This window comes from Mycobacterium sp. JS623 (assembly GCF_000328565.1).
Classification (GTDB): Bacteria; Actinomycetota; Actinomycetes; order Mycobacteriales; family Mycobacteriaceae; genus Mycobacterium.
The window spans coordinates 1,183,477-1,203,737 of sequence record NC_019966.1; the positions used below are offsets into that span (position 1 = coordinate 1,183,477).

At 65.7% G+C, this 20,261-nt stretch carries 17 protein-coding genes, 2 pseudogenes and 1 riboswitch; of the genes and pseudogenes, 10 read left to right on the top strand and 9 right to left on the bottom strand.

What is annotated here, in order from left to right; all coding sequences use genetic code 11:
• Positions 1 to 51 precede the first annotated feature (51 nt).
• From MYCSM_RS05640 to MYCSM_RS05655, 4 genes and pseudogenes are all read left to right on the top strand, one after another.
• The gene (locus MYCSM_RS05640; RefSeq protein ID WP_015305177.1) at positions 52 to 486 is read left to right on the top strand and encodes a nitroreductase family deazaflavin-dependent oxidoreductase; all 435 of its coding nucleotides are present in this window, start codon (positions 52 to 54) and stop codon (positions 484 to 486) included.
• Positions 487 to 555: 69 nt separating this feature from the next.
• Positions 556 to 1,830 (top strand): annotated as a pseudogene (locus tag MYCSM_RS05645) (amidohydrolase family protein).
• A gap of 35 nt (positions 1,831 to 1,865) precedes the next feature.
• A complete protein-coding gene (locus MYCSM_RS05650) occupies positions 1,866 to 2,780 on the top strand; it encodes a zinc-binding dehydrogenase (protein WP_015305178.1) in 915 nt (304 codons plus the stop codon).
• Between the two features lie 26 nt (positions 2,781 to 2,806).
• Positions 2,807 to 3,985, top strand: coding sequence for an acyl-CoA dehydrogenase family protein (locus MYCSM_RS05655; RefSeq protein WP_015305179.1), 1,179 nt, complete (start codon positions 2,807 to 2,809; stop codon positions 3,983 to 3,985).
• A gap of 3 nt (positions 3,986 to 3,988) precedes the next feature.
• On the opposite strand, the gene MYCSM_RS05660 is transcribed toward MYCSM_RS05655, so the two are convergent.
• Positions 3,989 to 6,610, bottom strand: coding sequence for an FHA domain-containing protein (locus MYCSM_RS05660; RefSeq protein ID WP_198345004.1), 2,622 nt, complete (start codon positions 6,608 to 6,610; stop codon positions 3,989 to 3,991).
• A 216-nt stretch (positions 6,611 to 6,826) separates the two neighbouring features.
• Between MYCSM_RS05660 and MYCSM_RS05665 the strand changes: the two genes are divergently transcribed.
• The gene (locus MYCSM_RS05665) at positions 6,827 to 7,195 is read left to right on the top strand and encodes a hypothetical protein (protein WP_157681280.1); all 369 of its coding nucleotides are present in this window, start codon (positions 6,827 to 6,829) and stop codon (positions 7,193 to 7,195) included.
• Positions 7,196 to 7,297: 102 nt separating this feature from the next.
• Here the strand turns inward: MYCSM_RS05665 and MYCSM_RS05670 are convergent, their stop codons facing one another.
• Positions 7,298 to 8,470: an NADH:flavin oxidoreductase gene (locus tag MYCSM_RS05670; RefSeq protein WP_015305182.1), complete on the bottom strand. Its 1,173-nt coding sequence runs from the start codon at positions 8,468 to 8,470 to the stop codon at positions 7,298 to 7,300.
• A gap of 27 nt (positions 8,471 to 8,497) precedes the next feature.
• Here MYCSM_RS05670 and MYCSM_RS05675 point away from each other — a divergent pair, with 27 nt between their 5' ends.
• Positions 8,498 to 9,352: a bifunctional methylenetetrahydrofolate dehydrogenase/methenyltetrahydrofolate cyclohydrolase gene (locus MYCSM_RS05675; protein WP_015305183.1), complete on the top strand. Its 855-nt coding sequence runs from the start codon at positions 8,498 to 8,500 to the stop codon at positions 9,350 to 9,352.
• A 28-nt stretch (positions 9,353 to 9,380) separates the two neighbouring features.
• On the top strand, positions 9,381 to 9,674 hold the full coding sequence (locus tag MYCSM_RS05680) for a DUF3017 domain-containing protein (protein ID WP_015305184.1): 294 nt from the start codon (positions 9,381 to 9,383) through the stop codon (positions 9,672 to 9,674).
• Here MYCSM_RS05680 and MYCSM_RS05685 read toward each other — a convergent pair.
• The 3 genes from MYCSM_RS05685 to MYCSM_RS05695 all read right to left on the bottom strand — a co-directional run bounded on the left by MYCSM_RS05685 (position 9,671) and on the right by MYCSM_RS05695 (position 11,318).
• Positions 9,671 to 10,243, bottom strand: a complete 573-nt coding sequence (locus MYCSM_RS05685) for a dihydrofolate reductase family protein (RefSeq protein ID WP_015305185.1) — start codon at positions 10,241 to 10,243, stop codon at positions 9,671 to 9,673. The two genes, MYCSM_RS05680 and MYCSM_RS05685, sit on opposite strands and share 4 nt — an antisense overlap.
• Positions 10,244 to 10,316: 73 nt before the next feature.
• On the bottom strand, positions 10,317 to 10,958 hold the full coding sequence (locus tag MYCSM_RS05690; protein WP_015305186.1) for a zeta toxin family protein: 642 nt from the start codon (positions 10,956 to 10,958) through the stop codon (positions 10,317 to 10,319).
• Positions 10,959 to 10,967: 9 nt separating this feature from the next.
• On the bottom strand, positions 10,968 to 11,318 hold the full coding sequence (locus tag MYCSM_RS05695) for a type II toxin-antitoxin system prevent-host-death family antitoxin (RefSeq protein ID WP_041311375.1): 351 nt from the start codon (positions 11,316 to 11,318) through the stop codon (positions 10,968 to 10,970).
• Positions 11,319 to 11,416: 98 nt separating this feature from the next.
• Here MYCSM_RS05695 and MYCSM_RS05700 point away from each other — a divergent pair, with 98 nt between their 5' ends.
• Both MYCSM_RS05700 and MYCSM_RS05705 read left to right on the top strand, forming a co-directional pair.
• Positions 11,417 to 12,019 (top strand): acyl-CoA-like ligand-binding transcription factor, encoded by a 603-nt coding sequence (locus MYCSM_RS05700; protein WP_015305188.1) that lies wholly within the window; start codon positions 11,417 to 11,419, stop codon positions 12,017 to 12,019.
• 5 nt (positions 12,020 to 12,024) lie between these two features.
• A pseudogene (locus MYCSM_RS05705) lies at positions 12,025 to 13,567 on the top strand (FAD-dependent oxidoreductase).
• Here the strand turns inward: MYCSM_RS05705 and MYCSM_RS05710 are convergent.
• Genes MYCSM_RS05710 through MYCSM_RS05720 form a run of 3 tightly spaced genes read right to left on the bottom strand, consistent with a single transcriptional unit; the run spans position 13,564 to position 16,759 of the window.
• A complete protein-coding gene (locus MYCSM_RS05710) occupies positions 13,564 to 14,295 on the bottom strand; it encodes a class I SAM-dependent methyltransferase (RefSeq protein ID WP_015305189.1) in 732 nt (243 codons plus the stop codon). The pseudogene MYCSM_RS05705 and the gene MYCSM_RS05710 overlap by 4 nt on opposite strands.
• Positions 14,292 to 15,413: a homoserine O-acetyltransferase MetX gene (gene metX / locus MYCSM_RS05715; protein ID WP_015305190.1), complete on the bottom strand. Its 1,122-nt coding sequence runs from the start codon at positions 15,411 to 15,413 to the stop codon at positions 14,292 to 14,294. Before metX ends, MYCSM_RS05710 begins: the two co-directional genes overlap by 4 nt.
• Positions 15,413 to 16,759, bottom strand: coding sequence for a bifunctional o-acetylhomoserine/o-acetylserine sulfhydrylase (locus tag MYCSM_RS05720; RefSeq protein ID WP_015305191.1), 1,347 nt, complete (start codon positions 16,757 to 16,759; stop codon positions 15,413 to 15,415). Before MYCSM_RS05720 ends, metX begins: the two co-directional genes overlap by 1 nt.
• A 42-nt stretch (positions 16,760 to 16,801) precedes the next feature.
• Positions 16,802 to 16,921, bottom strand: a riboswitch (SAM riboswitch).
• Between the two features lie 238 nt (positions 16,922 to 17,159).
• On the opposite strand from MYCSM_RS05720, the gene MYCSM_RS05725 reads away from it, so the two are divergent.
• Positions 17,160 to 19,397, top strand: a complete 2,238-nt coding sequence (locus MYCSM_RS05725) for an NADP-dependent isocitrate dehydrogenase (protein ID WP_015305192.1) — start codon at positions 17,160 to 17,162, stop codon at positions 19,395 to 19,397.
• Between the two features lie 15 nt (positions 19,398 to 19,412).
• Here the strand turns inward: MYCSM_RS05725 and MYCSM_RS05730 are convergent, their stop codons facing one another.
• On the bottom strand, positions 19,413 to 20,243 hold the full coding sequence (locus tag MYCSM_RS05730) for an alpha/beta fold hydrolase (RefSeq protein WP_015305193.1): 831 nt from the start codon (positions 20,241 to 20,243) through the stop codon (positions 19,413 to 19,415).
• Positions 20,244 to 20,261 lie beyond the last annotated feature (18 nt).

The window sequence follows — 20,261 nt, forward strand, 5'->3', positions numbered from 1 at the left end:
ACGGCTGGTTAGCGTGGGGACGTTAATTCCACAAGTGAGGAGTTTCGGGAGATGCCAGCACCACGATGGCTCGCCAAGGCCAACAAGATGGGGCTGAACCGCTTGACCAAGTTCATCGCTCCGTGGGCGCCGGGATGGGCGGTCGTGATCCACCGAGGACGCAAGTCCGGTCGTGCATTCCGCACGCCGTTGTGGGCTTTTCGGCGTCGGGGCGGATTCGTGATCGCGCTGACGTACGGCTCGAACGCCGACTGGGTGCGCAACGTCATGGCGGCCGGCGGTTGCGAAGTGGAGAGCAGACGGCGCCACTACCAACTGGGCACACCGCGGCTTTACCGCGACGAGAACGCGTCCGACATGCCGGTTTTCATCCGGTTCATGCTCAAGCGGGTCATCAAGGCACCGGAGTTTCTCAGCCTCGACATCATCAGTGAGCTGCCGACGTCAACGTCGGGACAGCGCGCCGCTCAACAAGATTCACCCTGACGACGTCGCTGACTGAATCAATGCAACGAATCCCGCCTGCGTCGGCCCGGGTCGGGCGAGGATGGGCCCATGGCTGATACCTGGGAAACGATCGATCGATACGTCGTCATCTCGACGGACACCCACGCAGGGGCCGATCTGTACGACTACAAGCCGTACTTGCCGACCCGACTGCACGACGAGTTCGACGCGTGGGCGAAGACCTATGTGAGTCCGTTCGACGACCTGGTCATCGCCACGGCGCAGCGCAACTGGGACCACGAACTCCGCATGTCGGAAATGGACGCTGACGCAGTGGCCGCGGAGGTACTGCTTCCCAACACGATTCCCCCGTTCTTCCCGACTACCCCCAACATCACCATCAGCCTGCCGAGTACCCGCGAAGAGTTCGAAAAGCGTTGGGCAGGAGTGCAAGCGCACAATCGCTGGCAGATCGACTTCTGCTCATTGGCCCCTGCGCGCCGCCGCGGTTTGATCCAGATTTTCCCCAACGACATCGACTTGGCCCTCGAAGAGATCCGGTGGGGTGCTGAGCACGAGTGCTTCGGCGGCGTGCTCATCCCTGCCGTCTCGCCCGGTGATCCGACCGTCGCCCCGCTGTTCCATACCCGCTACGAACCGATTTGGGCGCTCTGCACCGAACTCGACCTGACAGTGGTACAGCATGCCTGAGCAGGGAGCCCGGCGATGCCGATGGATCAGCCGGCCTCCAACGCCGTGTTGGTCACCGAGATGGCAATGTGGGCTCAGCGAACCGTCAGCCACCTGATCCTCGCCGGGGTTTTCGAGCGCCATCCAATGCTGCGGTTCGTGCCGACGGAGCAGGGCACGATGTGGCTACAGCACCAGATGATGATGCTGGACGCGATGGTGCCGAGCATGAAATCCGAAGCGGGCAACCGCACCTACGGGATGTTCGGCGGATCGTCAATCGACGAATTGACCATGGCGCCGAGCGACTACGCGAAGCGCAACTGCTACCTGGCTGCTGAGCTCATGCCGTTCGAGGATTCGATGATCGACTACATGGGCGCCGATCACATCATGTGGGGCAGTGACTATCCGCACGAGGAAGGCTTTGCGCCCCACTCCAAGCTCGCCCTCCGGTGGGCTTTGCATCACCGGCCCGAGGACGTCTGCCGCAAGATTCTGGGCGGCAATGCGGCGCGGCTATACCGGTTCGATTTGGAGGCGCTGGCGCCGATCGCGGCCCAGATTGGACCGACGGTCGCCGAGGTCCACACCCCGTTGGGGGACACAGGTTATGTGGCTCCGGCCGCGTTCGGTTACCGGCCGTTCGAGGGTGGGCTCGCCCTCAAGCGGCTTGCCCCAGCCCGCGGCTGAGGGAATAAGCATCGTCTGATCCGGTTGACGGTGGCATGCGAGCAGTCATCTATGACCCTCGAGCACGCGCGAACCTGCGGCTAGCGGACGTCGACGAACCTGTAGCCGCCGAGTCCGAGGCGCTGATCGAAGTTCGCGCGACGGCGTTGAACTTCGGCGAGGTGCATTTCATCGATCGGATGCGCAAACCCGGCGAGGTTCCCGGCTGGGACGCGGCGGGCGTCGTCGTGCAGCCTGCCGCCGACGGGTCGGGGCCACCCGCCGGCACCCGGGTCGTCGGGTTCAGCGGCGCGGGTGGCTGGGCGCAACGGCGTGCGGTGCCGACGGAAAACCTTGCGGTGCTTCCTGATTCGGTCGACTTCGGGCCGGCGGCCGCACTGCCGGTAGCCGGCGTGACCGCGCTGCAGGCGCTGCGCAGGCTGGGTCCAGTGGTCGGTCGTCGGGTGCTGATCACCGGTGCATCGGGCGGGGTCGGCCGCTTCGCGGTGCAGCTCGCAGCACGTGCGGGCGCACACGTGATCGCAACGGTCGGCTCGCAGGCCCGCGGGACGGGCCTGCAGGAATTGGGCGCGGCCGAGGTCGTCGTCGGCCTTGCCGACGTGACCAACCCCGTCTTCGGTGTGCTCGACAACGTCGGCGGACAACTGCTGGCCGACGCATTCCGTCTCGTCGACGACGGCGGATCCGCGCAGTCGATCGGGATGGCGTCCAACCAACCCACCACCATCGACTTCGAGGCCGAGCGGCAGTTCGGCGTGCATAAACGATTGGAACCGTTCACTGTCCGCGCGCCTTTCGGCCCGGATCTCGCTTACCTAGTGGAGCTGTTGGCCACCGACGAGATCGACCCGCAGATCGGCTTGCGGACGTCATGGGAAGACGTGGCGGAAGCGGCCGAGGCACTGCTGGACCGTCGGGTCGCAGGCAAGGCGGTTTTGGACGTGGCCTGAGTCGCGACAGGCTACGGTCATCGACCATGACGTCGACACTGGACAGCGAGGTCGTCGCGCGGGCCCGCGGCATGCGCGATCTGGTGCGGGAGCAAGCCGTCGAGTCGGAGCGATTGCGCACCCTGACGCCCGCCATCGTCGACGAGATGTGGGCGAGCGGCCTGATGTCGTCGTTCAATCCCGTCGCCGCGGGCGGCGTAGAGCCCTCGTTCGCCGAGATGATCGAGACATGGATCGAAATGGCTTGGCAGGACGGCTCATTCGGATGGTGCGGCATCGCGAACCTGCCATCGTCGTTCGCCGCCGGGGTGTATCTGCCCGATGAAGGTTTCGCCGAGGTATTCACCGCCAACGACAACCGAATCACCATGGGCGGCCAGTTCTTTCCGAACGGGCAAGGCCACGCCGTCGACGGCGGCTATCGGCTTACCGGGTCGTGGAGCTTCGGCTCCGGAACCGGGCACTCGGAGTACATCGCGGCGGGCTTCATGCCGATGGACGACGGCGAGGTGCGCTGGATCAGCGAAGGCGTGCCCGATATGCAGGTGGCGATCGTGCCGCGCGCCGACATCATCTTCACCGACGGCTGGTTTGTCCAGGGGCTCAAGGGAACTGGCTCCTATGACTACCACGCCGCGGATGTATTCGTGCCGCAGTACCGGACCTTTCCGTTGATGGTCCGTGAGCCGCAACGGGGGACATCGCCGGCGACACGCATGGGCCTGATGCCCGTCGTTGCCGCCGGGCATGCGTCGTGGGCGCTCGGGGTGGCCAAGAGCATGCTCGACGATGTCGAGGAATTGGCGACCACGAAGTTCCGGATGAGCGACATGGCGTCGCTGGCCAGCCGCCCGACATTCCAGAAAGGCTTGGCGCACCACGTCGCATCGTGGCGAGCCGCCCGCCTGCTGGTGCTCGACGCATTCACAACCGCTGAGGCTGCTGTCGCTGCAGGCGACGACCTCACCCCGGCGTTGCGCGCCGATACGCGGGTGGCCGCGGTCTACGCCACCGATGTGGCGAGGGCGTGCGGAGAGTGGGCGCATCTTGTCGCGGGCACCAGTTCGATCCGCGAGGGCAGTCGGCTCGAGCGAGCCTTTCGTGATCTCTACACCGGCACGCAGCACGCGTTCATCAGCGAGAAGGTCGCCATCGACGCCGCCCAGATCTGGCTCGGCATCATCGACGACCAGCCCGGCCTGTAGAAACTAGCCGCCTTTGAGGCGAATCTTCCAGCGCACGAAGCTGATATAGCCAACGCAGATCGCGCCGAGCATCGCCATGTTGAACCACCACGTGCCGGCCTCGTGTTTCCAATGCGAATCCTGCGGAGTCAGCGGACCCGGCACGAGTCTGAGCAGATCGATCGTCGACGCGGTGCTGGCGAAACCCCACCGGGCCGGCGTCACCCACGACAACTGGTCGAGTCCGATGCGGCCGGTCACCGGGATCATGCCGCCCTGGAACACCAACTGCGACATGATCGCGATCACCAGCAGCGGCATGATCTGCTCGTTCGACTTGGCCAGCGCCGAGAGCGCCAAACCGGTCATCGCCGCTGCCACACAGCAGGCCGCGACATCGACGTACAACTCCAGGGTTCGAGGGGGTATCACCGCACCGCTGGTCACGGCGCCCGGGCCCCACTTCTTGCCCCATACGTTGATGCCGACGACGATCGCCGACTGCAACAGCGCGAACCCGGCGAAGACGAACACCTTGGCCAAGATGTACGCCGACGTGGACAGACCGACCGCTTGCTCGCGCAGGAAGATCGCCCGCTCACCGATAAGCGCGCGAATCGTCAACGCCGTGCCCATGAAGATCGCGCCGACGTTGAGCAGCACCAGGATCTGCCCCGGCTCGTTGGGCGCCTCGCCACCTTTTATCGCGGGCACAGGCACGCCGAACCCGACGTCGCCGGGCACCGACAACGACAGCACACCCATGATGAATGGCAGGAACGCCAGGAAGACGAAGTAGCCGCGATCGGAGACGATCAGCCGCATCTGGCGACGCGCGATCGTCGAAAACTGCCGTCGCAGACTGGTTTTCGTCGGCTGGCCGAGGTCCGCGGGCTTTTGCGCTGGCGGCTGCGGGGGCGGCGGGCCGTGCTGCGCAAGGAATCGCTTGTTTGCAGCATCCGGATCGCCGGCCACAGTGCTGAAGATGTCGGCCCAGTTCGTGGTGCCCATCGACGGGCCGATCTGATCTGGCGGACCGTAGAAGGCCGTCTTGCCGCCGGGGGCCAGCAGCAGCACCTGATCGCACACGTCGAGGTACGTCAACGAGTGCGTGACCACCAGCACCACGCGTCCTGCGTCGGCCAACTGACGCAGCATCGTCATCACCTGGCGGTCCAGCGCGGGGTCGAGGCCGGAGGTGGGCTCGTCGAGGATCAGCAGCGAGGGGCCGGTCAGCAGTTCTAGCGCCACCGAGGCGCGCTTGCGCTGGCCGCCGGAAAGCTTGTCCACCCGGGTATCGAGGTGCTTGGTCATCTCGAGTTCCTCGAGGACCTGCATGACGACCTGTTCGCGGTCGGCCTTGTTGGTATCCGGGGGCAACCGCAGTTCGGCCGCATACATCAACGCCTGCCGGACGGTCAGCTGGCCGTGCACCACGTCGTCCTGCGGCACCATCCCAATCCGCGAGCGCAGCGAAGCGTACTCGGCGTGGACATCGTGTCCTTCGAACGACACCGTGCCCGTCGTCGGGTGTGTGTAGCCGGCGACCAACCGTGCGAACGTCGACTTGCCGGCACCCGACGGCCCGATGACGGCCGTCAGCATGCCGGGCCGCGCCGACATCGAGATGTTATCGAGCAGCGTCTTGTTGCCCTCGATGGTCCACGTGACGCCGTGCACCTCGAGGCCGCCGGTGCGCGTCGCAGCCTCGGTCTCGGTGCGGCGAACCAGGGTGCCGCCGCGGAACACCAGGTCGACATTGCCGATCGTGACCGTGTCGCCGTCGTGCAGGATCGCCGACTCGACGCGCGCACCGTTGACGAAAGTGCCGTTGATGCTGCGGTTGTCGACGATCTCGGTGCCGCTGCCAGTGGTCACCAACGTCGCGTGGTGGCGGCCTGCCAGCACGTCGGGGATGACGATGTCGTTGTCAGTGGCTCGCCCGATCTTGATCGACCCCGGTGGGGCCTTGGGCGCACCTCCGGGCCGCAAGATCTTGAGCATGCTCGTCGCGAGGTTGCCCTCGCTGGTGCGCGGCGCGGCCGTCGGCCCCATCTGGGTGACCGACTCCAGGCTGGGGGACGAGATCGACTGCTGCGACACGGCGACCGGCCGGGCCGGTTGCGGTGTGCTCGCCGGATACGAAGGTCCATTTGGATAGGAATGCGGACCGGACGGGTAGCGCTGCTGCGGACCGGGCGGGTACACCGGCTGCTGCGGAGGAGGCGTCTGCGGACGCGACGTCGGCGGGCCCTGCATCGGGTAGGCGGGGCCCGGCCGCGACGGCACCGCCACCGACGTGGTCTGCGGCGGCATGCCCGCCGATCCCTGATGGCGACCGACCTCGAACGACAGCCCCGGACCGTCGGGGTTGCCGATGTTGACCTGCATCCCGTCCCGAATGTCTGCGGTGGGCACCCGGTGCCCGTTGACATAGAGGCCGTTGAGGCTGCCGTTGTCGATCGCGACCCAGCGGCCTTGGTCGAATCGCAACACCAAGTGGGCGCGCGAGATCAAGGGGTTCCCGACGCGGACGTCGGCGCGCAGGTCGCGGCCGACCACAACGTCATTGCCTGGTGAAAAGGTCCGCGTTGATCCCTCGTGCCGAACGGTCAGCGCGGGTGCGTTTGGTCGGCTCATCGGCATCGACTCTATCGGTCCCGAGGCCGGATGGAGGGCTGGTCTGTGGGGCGCGTCAGGACGACTGCCCGATGCTCCATCTGGCCGTGTCGGTGATCTGTTGCAGCGCCGCGATCCGGTCCCCACGCGCGGTGATGATGTGGGCGAAGGCGGCGTTAACATTTCGGTCCACGGCACGGCGAGTCGCGCGCTCTCGTAAGCGCGAGCATGCTCTGGTTAGGCATGCGGTCTGTAAAGGCCACGGTAGGGCGCCACGGCAAACTGGGTCGAGCGATGCTCCCGGTGTTCTTAGTGTGCGCGGGTCTCATTGTGGCGCTGCTGTTGGCGAATCTGTTGTCCAAGGCCGGCGCCGAGCCCGGCGCCTTTGGCACCGATGATCGCGGATTCATCGACAGGGCCGCCCGATGCGACGCGCCGAGGTCCGCCGTAGCGCTCGGCCGCACCGAACAATCGCTGGTCGTCATCTGCGTGGATGGCCGGGGCCACTACGAGTACCGCGGGATGCGGGTGAAAGACAACTACGCGGTCCAGGGGCCCGGCGCTGGAATTGAGGGCGGTAAGTACGTGGCCCGCAACGACAAGTTCACCTAACATCTTCTCGGCGAAGGAACTGATGATCCTGGCGGGGTGGGGATGGGTGATCCACAAAGAGCCGATGGTCGCGTTCGTCGAACCGCGGGCGTCCGCCGGAGGCTAGCCGATTGCGACGCGATCCGGTGAGCCGGTGACCACGCAGTGGGTCCGGTTGTAGATACTGAGCAAGCACTGGTTGTTGTGCGTGCACACCGACTTCACCGTGTGCCGGTCGCCGTCGGCCTCGATCCGGTTGATCAGGTCGGGCTCGGCCAGCAGCGCCCGACCCATCGCGACGAACTGGAACCCTTCCGCCATCGCCAGGTCCATCGTTTCCCGGTTGGTGATGCCGCCCAGCAGGATCAGCGGCATCGACAGTTCGGCGCGGAACAGCCTGGCGTCGTCCAGCAGGTACGCCTCGCGGTAGGGATATTCGCGGTAGAAGTTTTTTCCTCCGAGCTCCAGTGTGGTCGGCGCGTCGCCGCGGAAGGTGTACATCGGGTTGACGAATGAGCTACCGGCCGACAGTTCGATCGCGTCCAGCCCGCCGTCTTCCTCGAGCCATTTGGCAGTTGTCAGCGACTCTTCGATGTCGATACCTCCGCGCACGCCGTCGGCGATGTTCAGCTTGGCGGTCACCGCGATCTGCGCGCCCTCTTCGTCCACCGCGAGGCGCGCGGCTCTCACCAGCTGCCGTGCGACCTTCGCCCGATTCTCCAGCGACCCCCCGAACTCGTCGTCGCGTGTGTTGATCCGCGGCGAGAGGAACGCGCTCGCCAAGTAGTTGTGCCCCAAATGAATCTCGACGGCATCGAAGCCGGCCTCGATCGCCAGCCGTACGGCGGTGAAGTGTTGGGCGGCTACCTCATTGATGTCATCGCAGGTCGCCTCTTTGGTGAACTCGTTCGTGGTCGGATTCATGAACCCGACCGGTGCGAGGGCGGGGGCGTTGTTGGCGGCGGCATTGGCCACCGGCCCCGCATGGGCTACCTGCGCGCTCACCGCCGCGCCCTCGGCGTGGATCGCGTCGGTCAGCCGCCGTAACCCCGGCACCGCTTCCGGGCGCATCCACATCTGGTTGCCGCTGGCGCGCCCGCCAGGGGAGACCGCGCAGTAGGCGACGGTGGTCATGCCGACTCCGCCTGCGGCGGGCAACCGGTGGAACTCGATCAGGTCCTCGGTTACCAGCGCACCGGGCGAGCGCGCCTCGAACGTCGCCGCCTTGATGATGCGGTTGCGCAGCGTCACCGGGCCGAGCTTGGCCGGGGTGAACACATTCCGGGGAGTGTCCATGCAGGGGAGCCTGCCACAATGTGATCCGTGGGTGCGATCACACTGGACGGCAAGGCCACGCGCGACGAGATCTTCGTCGACCTCAAGGAGCGAGTTGCGGCGTTGACCGCGGCCGGCCGGACTCCAGGACTTGGCACGGTGCTGGTCGGCGACGACCCCGGCTCGCATGCCTATGTGCGGGGCAAGCACGCCGACTGCGCCAAGGTCGGAATCAACTCGATTCGCCGCGACCTGCCCGCCGACATCAGCCAGGCCAAGCTCGACGACACCATCGATGAGCTCAACGCCAATCCCGAGTGCACCGGCTACATCGTGCAGTTGCCGCTGCCGAAGCACCTCAACGAGAACGCCGCACTGGAGCGTGTCGACCCGGGCAAGGACGCAGACGGGTTGCATCCGACCAACCTCGGCAGGCTGGTGCTCAACGAGCCGGCTCCGCTGCCGTGTACGCCGCGCGGCATCGTGCACCTGTTGCGCCGCTACGAGGTTGAGATCGCCGGCGCACAGGTCGTGGTGATCGGCCGTGGTGTCACCGTCGGAAGGCCGTTAGGTCTGTTGCTCACCCGCCGATCGGAGAACGCCACAGTCACGTTGTGCCACACCGCAACTCGACACCTGCCTGAGTTGGCACGCGAGGCCGACATCATCATCGCCGCCGCGGGTATGCCGCACATGGTGACGGCGGAGATGGTGCGGCCCGGCGCGGCTGTTGTCGATGTCGGCGTATCGCGGGATGCGGACGGCAAGTTGGTCGGTGACGTACACCCCGACGTGTGGGAGGTCGCGGGTCACGTCTCGCCCAACCCCGGCGGTGTGGGCCCATTGACGCGAGCGTTCCTGCTGACGAATGTGGTCGAGCGAGCAGAAGTCCTCGCTTGGTGACACTGACGAGCGCTCGCGCGAGGAACCGATGACCCCGAAAGAGTTCGCCCGCAAGGTGTTTGGCGGGCAGTGGCCGATCCTGGTGGTCGGCGTGATCATCGTGGCGGCGTTCGGATTGGTGATCGGCGGCTATTGGCGACGCGGCGGGTTGGTGCTCGCGATCGGTGTTGGCGTGGCCGCGGCGTTTCGGCTGGCGCTCCCCGAGGATCGGGTGGGCCTGCTGGCGGTGCGCAGCAGGACCATCGACTTCGTCACGACCGCGTCGGTCAGCGCCGCAATGCTCTATGTGGCGTGGACGATCGACCCGCTAGGGACCAGCTAGTGCAGGGTGGGCCGATAGATGAGCTCTTGGATGCGACCGTCGAGCGTCCGGCTCTCGATTAGCTCGAGGTCGAAGTCGGCGGCGCCCTTGAAGATTGCGTCATCGCCGGTCTGACCGGTGATCACAGGAAACAGCGTCACCTGGACGCGGTCGACGAGGCCCGCGGCCATCAGCGCCCGGTTCATCGACAGGCTGCCGTGTGATCGCAACGGCACATCGGATTCCTCCTTGAGCCGCGCGACGACGTCGACGGCGTTGCCGCTCACGATGGTCGCCTCTGGCCAGTCGAGAGGCCCGTCCAACGTCGTCGACACAACCGTCGCCGGCAGGTGCCGCATCCGGGTGACCCAAGGGTCATGCACCGTCTCCTCGCCCGAGGCCAATATCTGCGTGAACGCCCGATAGGTGTTGGCCCCGAAGACCATCCGCTGCTCGGCTTCGTACAAGGCGAGGCGGTGGTCGAGCAGCTCAGGGCCTTGCTTGCCCCAGTAGCCGCCCCAATCACCGCCGCTGACGCCGCCGTAGCCGTCGAGGCTGGAAAAGACGTCGAAGGTGTAGGTAGCCGTCATGGTGCTCTCCTCAAGTGTGAGCGGGTTTCGAGAAGACAGACTGGGAACCTCGACAAGATTCATCGCCGGGCGGTCAACCCAACTTCAGTGCGGCGGCGACGATCGGCTTGGCCCACTCGGGCGTCGACGAAAGATCCGGTGGGCCAACGATGTCACCGTGGTCGAGGTGCAACACGAGCGCCGGCTTCGGCGCGTGCCCGGCCTTGGGGTCGGCGTCTGCGGAGTTGTCGTAAACGCGAAGCTCGGTCAGGTGCGGCAGCAGCTGCACGAGATTCAGCCTGCTGTGCCGCCAGCGGCGCCGGATGCTGGACTCCGGTATGTCATGGCCGCCGGCTTGCACGCGGTTGCGGACGCGCGCGATGTGCAGATCCGGGCTGGCCAGTCCGACGTACCAGACGTGCACTTCGAAGCCCTGGGCCGCCGCGTCGGTCAGCAGTCGCGGCATGGTGCTCCCGCCGAGCGTGGTCTCGAACGCAAAGTCCTTGCGTTCGGCGATGGCTCGCTCGAGCAGCCGTCTGCCTTCATGCCACGCCGCGGCGTTGGCCTTCACCTGGTCGAGGCCGGGGTCGGCGGCGATCAACTTTTGTGCCGCCTCGTCGGGATTGAAGTAGTCCGCGCCCGACGCGCGGATCATCGCGCCGCCGATGCTGCTCTTGCCCGCGCCGTTCACCCCGGCGAGGACATACAGGCGCGGTGCTTGGGCCTTGCGGGCCATCCGGTCGGATTACCGTTTGGCGCGGGCCGCCTTGACCGCGGCGCGGCCCAGTTGTTCCGGCGTGGCGTCGAACGCCGATGACATCGCGCTCTTGGCCTCCGGGGTCTGCATGCGCTCGAGGAGCTGGTCGAATTCGGCGGAGAGGTCTTCCAGTGCGGGCGCGCTCGCCTTGGTCAGCGCCTCGAACTCGGCGTAGGACAACAGCACCGCCTTGGGTGTGTTGTGCTTGGTGATCGCGACCGCGCCGCCGAGGGACGCCTGCTCGAAGATCGTGCCGAACTCGTTCTTGAAGCGCGTGGCGGCGACGGTCGGGACGTCGACCAGCTCGCCGTCGCGATTGCGAAAAGTCAATGTGGCCATAACGGCCATTCTAGCCATTTTGGCTAGCAGTTGTTTGTTAGAAAATTGCCCGCTGGGCAATCTTGCCCGGTATGCAAGTTTCATCTACTTTGGCTGGCATGGACACCGTCTTGGGGCTTCGCGAGCGAAAGAAGCTCGGCACTCGTTGGGCGCTCAGCGACGCTGCGTTGGCGCTGGCCTTGGAGCGCGGATTGAACAACGTCACCCGCGAAGACATCGCCGAGAGGGCCGGCGTATCGCTGCGGACCTTCAACAACTACTTCACGGGCAAGTACGAGGCCATCGCCTTCCGGCAAGTCGACCGGACGCGCCAGAGCCTCGCGGTATTCCGGGAACGCCCCGTCGGCGAGCCGCTGTGGACGGCCATCACCGAAGCAATGCTTGCGCCGCTGGAAGCCGAGGGCGCCTCCGACATGCGGCCGACGCACGACGAACTCGTCGTGATCCGAGATCTCCTGTCTGCCCGGGACCTACGCGCGGCACTGACCAGGGACCTGTTCGCCGACTGGGTCGACGCGATCGCGGAGCGCACCGGTACTGACCCGACTCGCGATATGTACCCCCGATTGGTCACTGCGGTCGTCCGCGCTGTCGGTGAGACGGCGATGGAGACCTACGCCAACGCGGATCCGCCTGTGCCCTATACCGAACTCCTTCGTCGCGGCTTAGCCGATGTCGCGGCCGGACTGCCCGAAAGGTAACGAAGATGTCGGAAAGCCAAGTCTCCGTTGTCATCTCAGGTGCTGGGCCCAACGGGCTGATGCTCGCGTGCGAACTGGCCCTTGCCGGTGTACGGCCGGTGGTGCTCGAGCGACTGCCCGCACCCAGTGACGAGCCGAAGGCCAACGGCATGGTCGGTCAGGTCATTCGGCTACTGGACATGCGGGGGCTGTACCAACGTTTCACCGGTTCGGACGAACCGCCAAAGCCACTGTACGAGTGGATCTTCAGTGGCATGTCCGTGCCGCTGTTCGGCATGGCGGACAATCCGATGTACGCGCTGATGATGGGTCAGCCGAAGCTTGTCCAATCGCTTGACGAGCGTGCCCGCGAGCTCGGTGTCGACGTGCGCTGGGGCCACGAGTTGATCAGCCTCGAATCCCATTCGGACGGTGTGAAAGTCGTTGTTTCAACACCAGACGAGACATATGAGTTGGAGGCCGCTTACCTCGTCGGTGCCGACGGCGGACGCAGCACCGTCCGCAAGTTGGCAGGCATCGACTTTCCCGGTCACACATCGAACACCGTCGCGCGGATCGCCCACGTGCGACTGCCGGATGAGGTCCTTACCCCCAACGGCGATATCGATCTGCCCGGCGTCCGGCCGCTGTCGTTCGGCCACAACCGGCTCGACAGCGGTGGACTCATCTATGCCCCGTTCGAGCGTGACCGCCCGATGCTTGGCACCATCGAGTTCGACAATCCTGCCGACGATGCCGAGCCGATGACCATCGACGAACTGCGTGACAGCGCACGGCGGGTGCTCGGTGTCGATCTGCCGATGGAGCTGCCGAACGACGACAAACCAAATGCGTTGCGCCGCATCAGTGGTCAGAACACCCGCCAGGCCGACCGCTACCGCGCGGGCAACATCTTCCTGCTTGGCGATTCCGCGCACGTGCACTCCGCGATGGGTGGGCCGGGGTTGAACCTCGGTCTGCAGGACGCAATGAATCTCGGCTGGAAACTGGCCGCCGCGGTCAACGGCTGGGCGCCCGCAGATCTGCTCGACACCTATCACAGCGAGCGTTATCGCGTCGGGCAGCGCGTGATGATGCATTCCATGTCGCAGACGGGCCCTCTTCGGGCCAGGACCCGAGATCGCCAAGCTGCGAGAGCTCTTCAACGAGCTACTGCAGTTGCCGAGCGTCGCCGAACACATGGCACACCTGCTTGCCGGCTCCGACGTGCGCTACGACGTGGGCGACGATCACCCGCTTGCGGGCCGGTTGGTGCCCGACGCGACGCTGGACGATGGCCGGCGCATAGCCGACCTTCTGCATCAGGCACGCCCGGTTCTGCTTGACCAGTCCGGCGGACGGGTGGGCGACGCCGCGCGGGGTTGGGCCGACCGCGTAGACGTCGTCACTGGATCAAGTGCCGACGTTGCCGCCTGCGGGCTACTCCTTCGGCCCGATGGCTATGTCGCTTGGGCGGCAAGCACTTTCGATGCATACGACGAAGCGCGGTTGCGCGGTGCGTTGCAGCGGTGGTTTGGCGTCAGGGCCGCAGAGCGCGACGAACGTTAGGCCAGCGTCGCCCTGATGCCCACCGTCACGTACGGCAGCGCAAGGCCGTTGGTGTTGGCCAACGCGGGATGCGTGGCCAGCAGTTCGCGAACTCGATCCAGCGTCCGGGTGCGCACCTTCTCCGGCGACGTGATGCAGTAACTGCGCGATGCAACGAGGTCGATAAGCGCTTGCGGCGTCAGGTAACTCGTCCACTCGACGTGATGGCGCTCGACGTCGGTGAACGGCGCAGGCAGCGTTACCTTTTGGCTGAACGGGTCGTCCTCGTGGCCGATGATGCGGCTCAGATCCTTGACCCAGCCCAGCCGCTCGTCGCGGGTGTTCCACACCAGGCCGAGCCGGCCGCCAGGCCGCAGCACGCGCGCGATCTCCTTGGCGGCCAGTTCGGAGTCGAACCAATGCCACGCCTGCGCCACCAGCACCGCGTCGACGCTGTCGTCGGGCAGCGGGATGTCTTCGGCGGTGCCCAACAGGGCGGGCGTATCCGGCAGCGAATTACTCAGCAGCTCGAGCATCTCCGGAATGGGATCGACCGCGACTACAGCGAGCCCGCGCTCGACGAGCCGGGTGGTCAGCTTTCCGGTGCCGGCGCCGAGGTCGAGCACGTCGCGTGCATCAGCGGGCAGCAGCCAGTCAATCACTTCGGGTGGGTACGACGGTCGGCCCCGCTCGTATGCCGCGGCTTCTGCGCCGAACGACAGTGAACGCCGCTGCCTGGGGTCGGTCACCGCTCGGCCAGCTCCAACGTCCGACGAATCAACTTGCCCACCGCCTCGGTCTCCAAGAGGAATCCGTCGTGGCCGTAGATCGAGTCGACCACGTTCAGCTCGGTACAACCAGGCAACAGCTCGGCCAATTCCTCCTGCAGCCGCAGCGGGTACAGCCGGTCGGACGTGATGCCGCCGAGGACCGTCGGAACCGGGCAGCCGCGCAGGGCCGCCTCGACGCCGCCGCGACCGCGACCCACGTCGTGGCTCGACAGCGATTCACTCAGCGCCACGTAAGTGCCGGCGTCGAAGCGCGCCAGCAGCTTGCGGCCCTGGTGCTCCAGATAGCTCTGCACCGCGTAGCGGCCGCCCGTCGCCGGATCCTCACCGTCCTGCGGAGTGTTGCCGAAGCGGCTGTCCAGCTCTTCCTCGCCGCGATACGTGAGATGCGCGAAGCGCCGCGCGATCTCCATGCCGACATCGGGCGAACGTCCGGTGCCGTAGTAGTCGCCGTTCTGCCAGCCAGGGTCGGACTTGATGGCCGCGATCTGCGTGCTCTGCGTGCCGATCTGATCGGCCGTCGCGCGAGCACCGACGGCCAACACCAGCGCGGCGCGCACCGCATCGGGGTGGCTGACGATCCACTCCAGTGCCCGTGCGCCGCCCATGGAGCCGCCGACCACCGCGGCTACGTCGGTGATGCCAAGCGCAGCCAGCGCAGCGACGTCCGCCTCGACCTGATCGCGGATGGAAATCAGCGGAAACCTTGAGCCCCAAGGCTTTCCGTCTGGCGCGGGCGAGCTCGGGCCCGTCGACCCGCGGAAGCCGCCGAGCACATTGGTGGACACCGCACACCAGCGGTCGGTGTCGATTGGCGCGCCGGGGCCGGCGACACCTTCCCACCAACCTTCGGTCTCGTCGCCAGGGCCACTCGGGCCGGTGACGTGTGAGTCGCCGGTCAACGCGTGCAGCACGACGACGACGTTGTCGCGGTTGGTCGACAGTTCGCCCCACCGTTGCACTGCGATCGTGACGTCGTCGATGACCGCGCCGTTCTCCAGCGTCAGCGGGCCGATGTCGACATAGCCGACTTCGCCCTCGGCGGGCAGGGTCGTGGTACTCACGTCAATCACCGTCATCAGAACGCCGCCGCGGTCTTCGGGTCGGCCGCCGCCGATGCACTGAACGGCTTGGCCGCGGCGAAGCCCTGCTCCAGGTCGGCCACGATGTCGTCGATGCCCTCGATGCCGACCGCCAGTCGCACCAGGCCGGGTGTCACGCCGGTGGCCAACTGCTCTTCCGGGGTGAGCTGCGCGTGCGTCGTCGACGCCGGGTGGATCACCAGCGAGCGCACGTCGCCGATGTTCGCGACGTGGCTGTGCAGCGTCAGCGCATTGACGAACGCCTTACCCGCGTCGATGCCGCCGGCCAGCTCGAACGCCAGGACCGCACCGGTTCCCTTGGGGGCCAGCTTCTTTCCGAGCTCGTACCACGGCGAGGTCGGCAACCCGGCGTAGTTCACCGACGTCACGTCAGGACGCCCCGCCAGGAATTCCGCCACCTTTTGCGCGTTCTCCACATGGCGTTCAACGCGCAGGCTCAGCGTCTCCAGTCCCTGTGCGACCAGGAACGCGTTGAACGGCGCGGCCGCGGAGCCGAGATCGCGCAGCAGTTGCACCCGGGCCTTCAATGCGAATGCCGGCGGGCCGAGTTCGGCGAACACCACGCCGTGATAGCTCGGGTCCGGCGTGGTGAAGCCGGGGAACTTGCCGTTGGTCCAGTCGAAGGTGCCGCCGTCGACGATCACGCCCGCGATCGCCGCGCCGTGTCCGCCCAGGTACTTCGTCGCCGAATGCACGACGATGTCGGCGCCGTGGGACAGCGGCTGAATCAGGTACGGGGTGGCGACGGTGTTGTCGACGATCAACGGCACACCGGCGTCATGCGCGATGGCCGCGACGTTCGGGATATCGAGGATGTCGTTCTGCGGATTCGAGATGGTCTCACCGAAGAACGCTTTGGTGTTCGGCTTGGCTGCCGCGCGCCAGGACTCCAGATCGTCGGGGTTCTCGACGAAGCTGACCTCGATGCCGAGCTTGGGCAGCGTGTAGTGGAACAGGTTGTAGGTGCCGCCGTAGAGCCGCGGGCTGGACACGATGTGGTCGCCCGCGTTGGCGAGGTTGAGGATCGCGAAGGTTTCCGCGGCCTGACCGGACGCCAGGAACAGCGCGGCGACGCCGCCTTCCAGCGCCGCGATGCGCTGCTCGACGACGTCCTGAGTCGGGTTCATGATCCGGGTGTAGATGTTGCCGGGCTCGGCGAGGCCGAATAGGGCGGCGGCGTGCTCTGTGCTGTTGAACGTGTACGACGTGGTCTGGTAAATCGGCAGCGCCCGCGCATTGGTCGCGATATCGGGCGTCTGACCGGCGTGGACCTGCTTGGTTTCAAACGACCACTGTGCCGTCGGATCATCTGGCGTGCTCATGCGAAACGGACCTCCATCTGTCTCTGGGGGCCCGTCACAACGGACCCGCGCTTGCCGGTAGCCAGTTGCGGCTACTCAACCTGGTCAATCACCCGGGGCACCCCACCGCGGTTGGAGGGTTGCCGGCCAGCAAGCCGGGGCTTGACGCTGGCACTCATGACCGATGAGAAGGGTATCGCATGCCGCTGACTGGATGCCACCGGCGGGTTTCGTCCCGACCGCTCCCCGCCATGGTCGCGGTGGCACAGCGGCCCAGACATCGGGAGAATTTCCCTATGTTCGCCCAGCACAGAAGCTACTGATCAGTAGCCAAGCTGGCCCTTCGCGTACCCGATGCTGCTTGTAGTCTGGCCCGCGAGTAGCACGAATAGATCCGATACTGACGCCGGGAGACAACACAATGAGCGCCGAGCAGCCGACCATCATTTACACGCTGACCGACGAGGCGCCGTTGCTTGCGACCTACGGCTTCCTGCCGATCATCCAGACCTTCACCGAGCCGGCGGGCATCAACGTCGAAACCAGTGACATCTCCGTTGCGGCGCGCATCCTCGCCGAGTTTTCCGACCGCCTGCCCGAGGAAAAGCGCGTGCCGGACAACCTGGCCACGCTCGGCGAGCTCACCCATCTGCCCGAAACCAACATCATCAAGCTGCCGAACATCAGCGCGTCGGTGCCGCAGTTGCTGGCCGCCATCAAGGAACTGAGGGCCAAGGGCTACGACTTGCCGGACTATCCGGGCGAGCCGAAGAACGACGAGGAAAGGGCGATCAAGGATCGCTACGCGAAGATTCTCGGCAGCGCGGTGAACCCCGTTCTGCGCGAAGGAAATTCGGACCGTCGCGCCCCCAACGCGGTCAAGGAGTACGCGCGCAAGCATCCGCACAGCATGGGTGAGTGGTCGCAGGCCTCGCGTACCCATGTGGCGACCATGAAGCGCGGCGACTTCTATCACGGCGAGAAGTCGATGACGCTCGACAAGGCGCGCAAGGTCAAGATGGTGCTCGAACCCAAGAGCGGTGAGACCATCGTGCTCAAGCCCGAGGTGCAGCTCGACGAGGGCGACATCATCGACAGCATGTTCATGAGCCGCAAGGCGCTGTGCGACTTCTTCGAAGAGCAGATCCAGGACGCCTACAAGACCGGCGTGATGTTCTCGCTGCACGTCAAGGCGACGATGATGAAGGTCAGCCACCCCATCGTGTTCGGCCATGCGGTCAAGGTGTTCTACAAGGAGGCTTTCGAAAAGCACCAGCAGGTGCTCGACGAGCTCGGCGTCAACGTCAACAACGGCATGTCCGACCTGTACGACAAGATCGAGTCGCTGCCCACCGCGCAACGCGAGGAGATCATCCGCGACATCCACGCCGTGCACGAACATCGGCCCGAGGTGGCGATGGTCGACTCGGCCCGCGGCATCACCAACTTCCATTCGCCAAGCGACGTGATCGTCGACGCGTCGATGCCCGCGATGATCCGGCTCGGCGGCAAGATGTATGGCGCCGACGGCCGGACCAAGGACACCAAGGCGGTCAACCCTGAGTCGACCTTCTCGCGGATCTACCAGGAGATGGTCAACTTCTGTAAGACGCACGGACAGTTCGACCCGACCACCATGGGCACCGTTCCCAACGTCGGCCTCATGGCGCAGAAGGCCGAGGAGTACGGCAGCCACGACAAGACGTTCGAGATCCCCACCGACGGCGTCGCCAACATCGTCGACATCGACACCGGCGAGGTGCTGCTGTCGCAGAATGTGGAGACCGGCGATATCTGGCGCATGCCGGTCGTCAAGGACGCGGCGATTCGAGACTGGGTCAAACTGGCTGTGACGCGGGCCCGTGCGTCAGGAATGACAGCGCTGTTCTGGCTGGACACCGAGCGGCCGCACGAGGTCGAACTGCGTAAGAAGGTAAAGACCTACCTCGCCGATCACGACACCGAAGGCCTGCACATCCAGATCATGCCGCAGGTTTGGGCGATGCGATACACGCTGGAGCGCCTCATCCGTGGGCAGGACACCATCGCCGTCACCGGCAACATTTTGCGCGACTACCTGACCGACCTGTTCCCGATCCTGGAATTGGGCACCAGCGCCAAGATGCTGTCGATCGTGCCGCTCATGGCCGGTGGCGGCATGTATGAGACGGGCGCAGGCGGTTCGGCGCCCAAGCATGTGCACCAGCTGGTCGAGGAGAACCACCTGCGCTGGGATTCGCTGGGTGAGTTCCTCGCCCTCGGCGCGTGCTTCGAGGACCTCGGCCGCAAGACCGACAACAAGCGGGCCGCGCTGCTGGCCACGACGCTCGACTCCGCGATCGGAAAGCTGTTGGACAACAACAAGAATCCGTCGCGCAAGACCGGTGAACTCGACAACCGCGGCAGCCAGTACTACCTCGCGATGTACTGGGCTCAAGAACTCGCTGAACAGACTGAGGACAAGGAACTGGCCGATCACTTCGCCAAGCTGGCCAAGACCTTGGCCGAGAACGAAGATGCGATCATCTCCGAACTCGCTGAGGTGCAAGGCAATTCAGTAGACATCGGCGGCTACTACTATCCGGACCCCGAGAAGACCGCGGCGGTGATGCGGCCGAGCAAGACGCTGAATTCGGCGCTGGAAGGCGCGACGGGCTGACCCGGTGACAAAGGGTTAGCCGAAGGCCTTGCGCGGCGGCGTCGCGTACCGGTCGACGAAGCTGACGATCAGGTCGGCAACGCGCTGCGGTGCTTCGAACATCGGGATGTGTCCGACGGCGTCCAGATGCGTGATTTCCGTGGCCTCCGGCAGGTGTTTGGTGAAGTGCCGGGTGAACCGTGGGTGCGGCAGCACGTGGTCCTTCTCGCAGATGACCAGATGCGTCGGCGCACTGCTATCGGCCAGCTCCTGGAGGCCGGGAAGCAACAGGGATTTGACCAACAGCTGGTAGTACGCCGGGCAGTGGGTCACGTCGTCGATGATGTCGAGCCAGTCCTCGTCGCTGAGCTTGTCGGCGCTCGCACTGATCGGCACGTAGCCGAGTTGACGGACGTACGGCAGCTTCAGGGCGCGAGGGCCGAGCGCCTTGGCGGCCAGCCAAACGGGCAAGCCGGCCAGGAACTTGCCGACGATCTCGAACTTCGCGGGCGTCAGGTGGCTCCAGCCACCGGCCGGTGCTATCCCGGTCAGCGTCCGGGCTCGCCCGCGGCACTCCAGCTCGAAGGCCACCCAGCCGCCCAGCGAGTTACCGACGATGTGTGCGGTGTCCCAGCCCAGTTCGTCCATCCGACGTTCCATGTCGTCGGCCAGCTCGGCGGTGTCCAGGAAGAACCTGCCTTTGACGCCGCCGTTGTGGCCGGGCATGGTCGGGGCGAGCACCTCGTAACGGCCAGTGCCAGCAATCAGCGGTGCAACGCCTTTCCACACGCTCTGGGACATCATGAACGGATGCAGCAAAAGCATCGGCTCGCCGGAACCCAGGTGAATCGGTGCTCGGTCGGTCATAGGCCCGACACTAAAGGC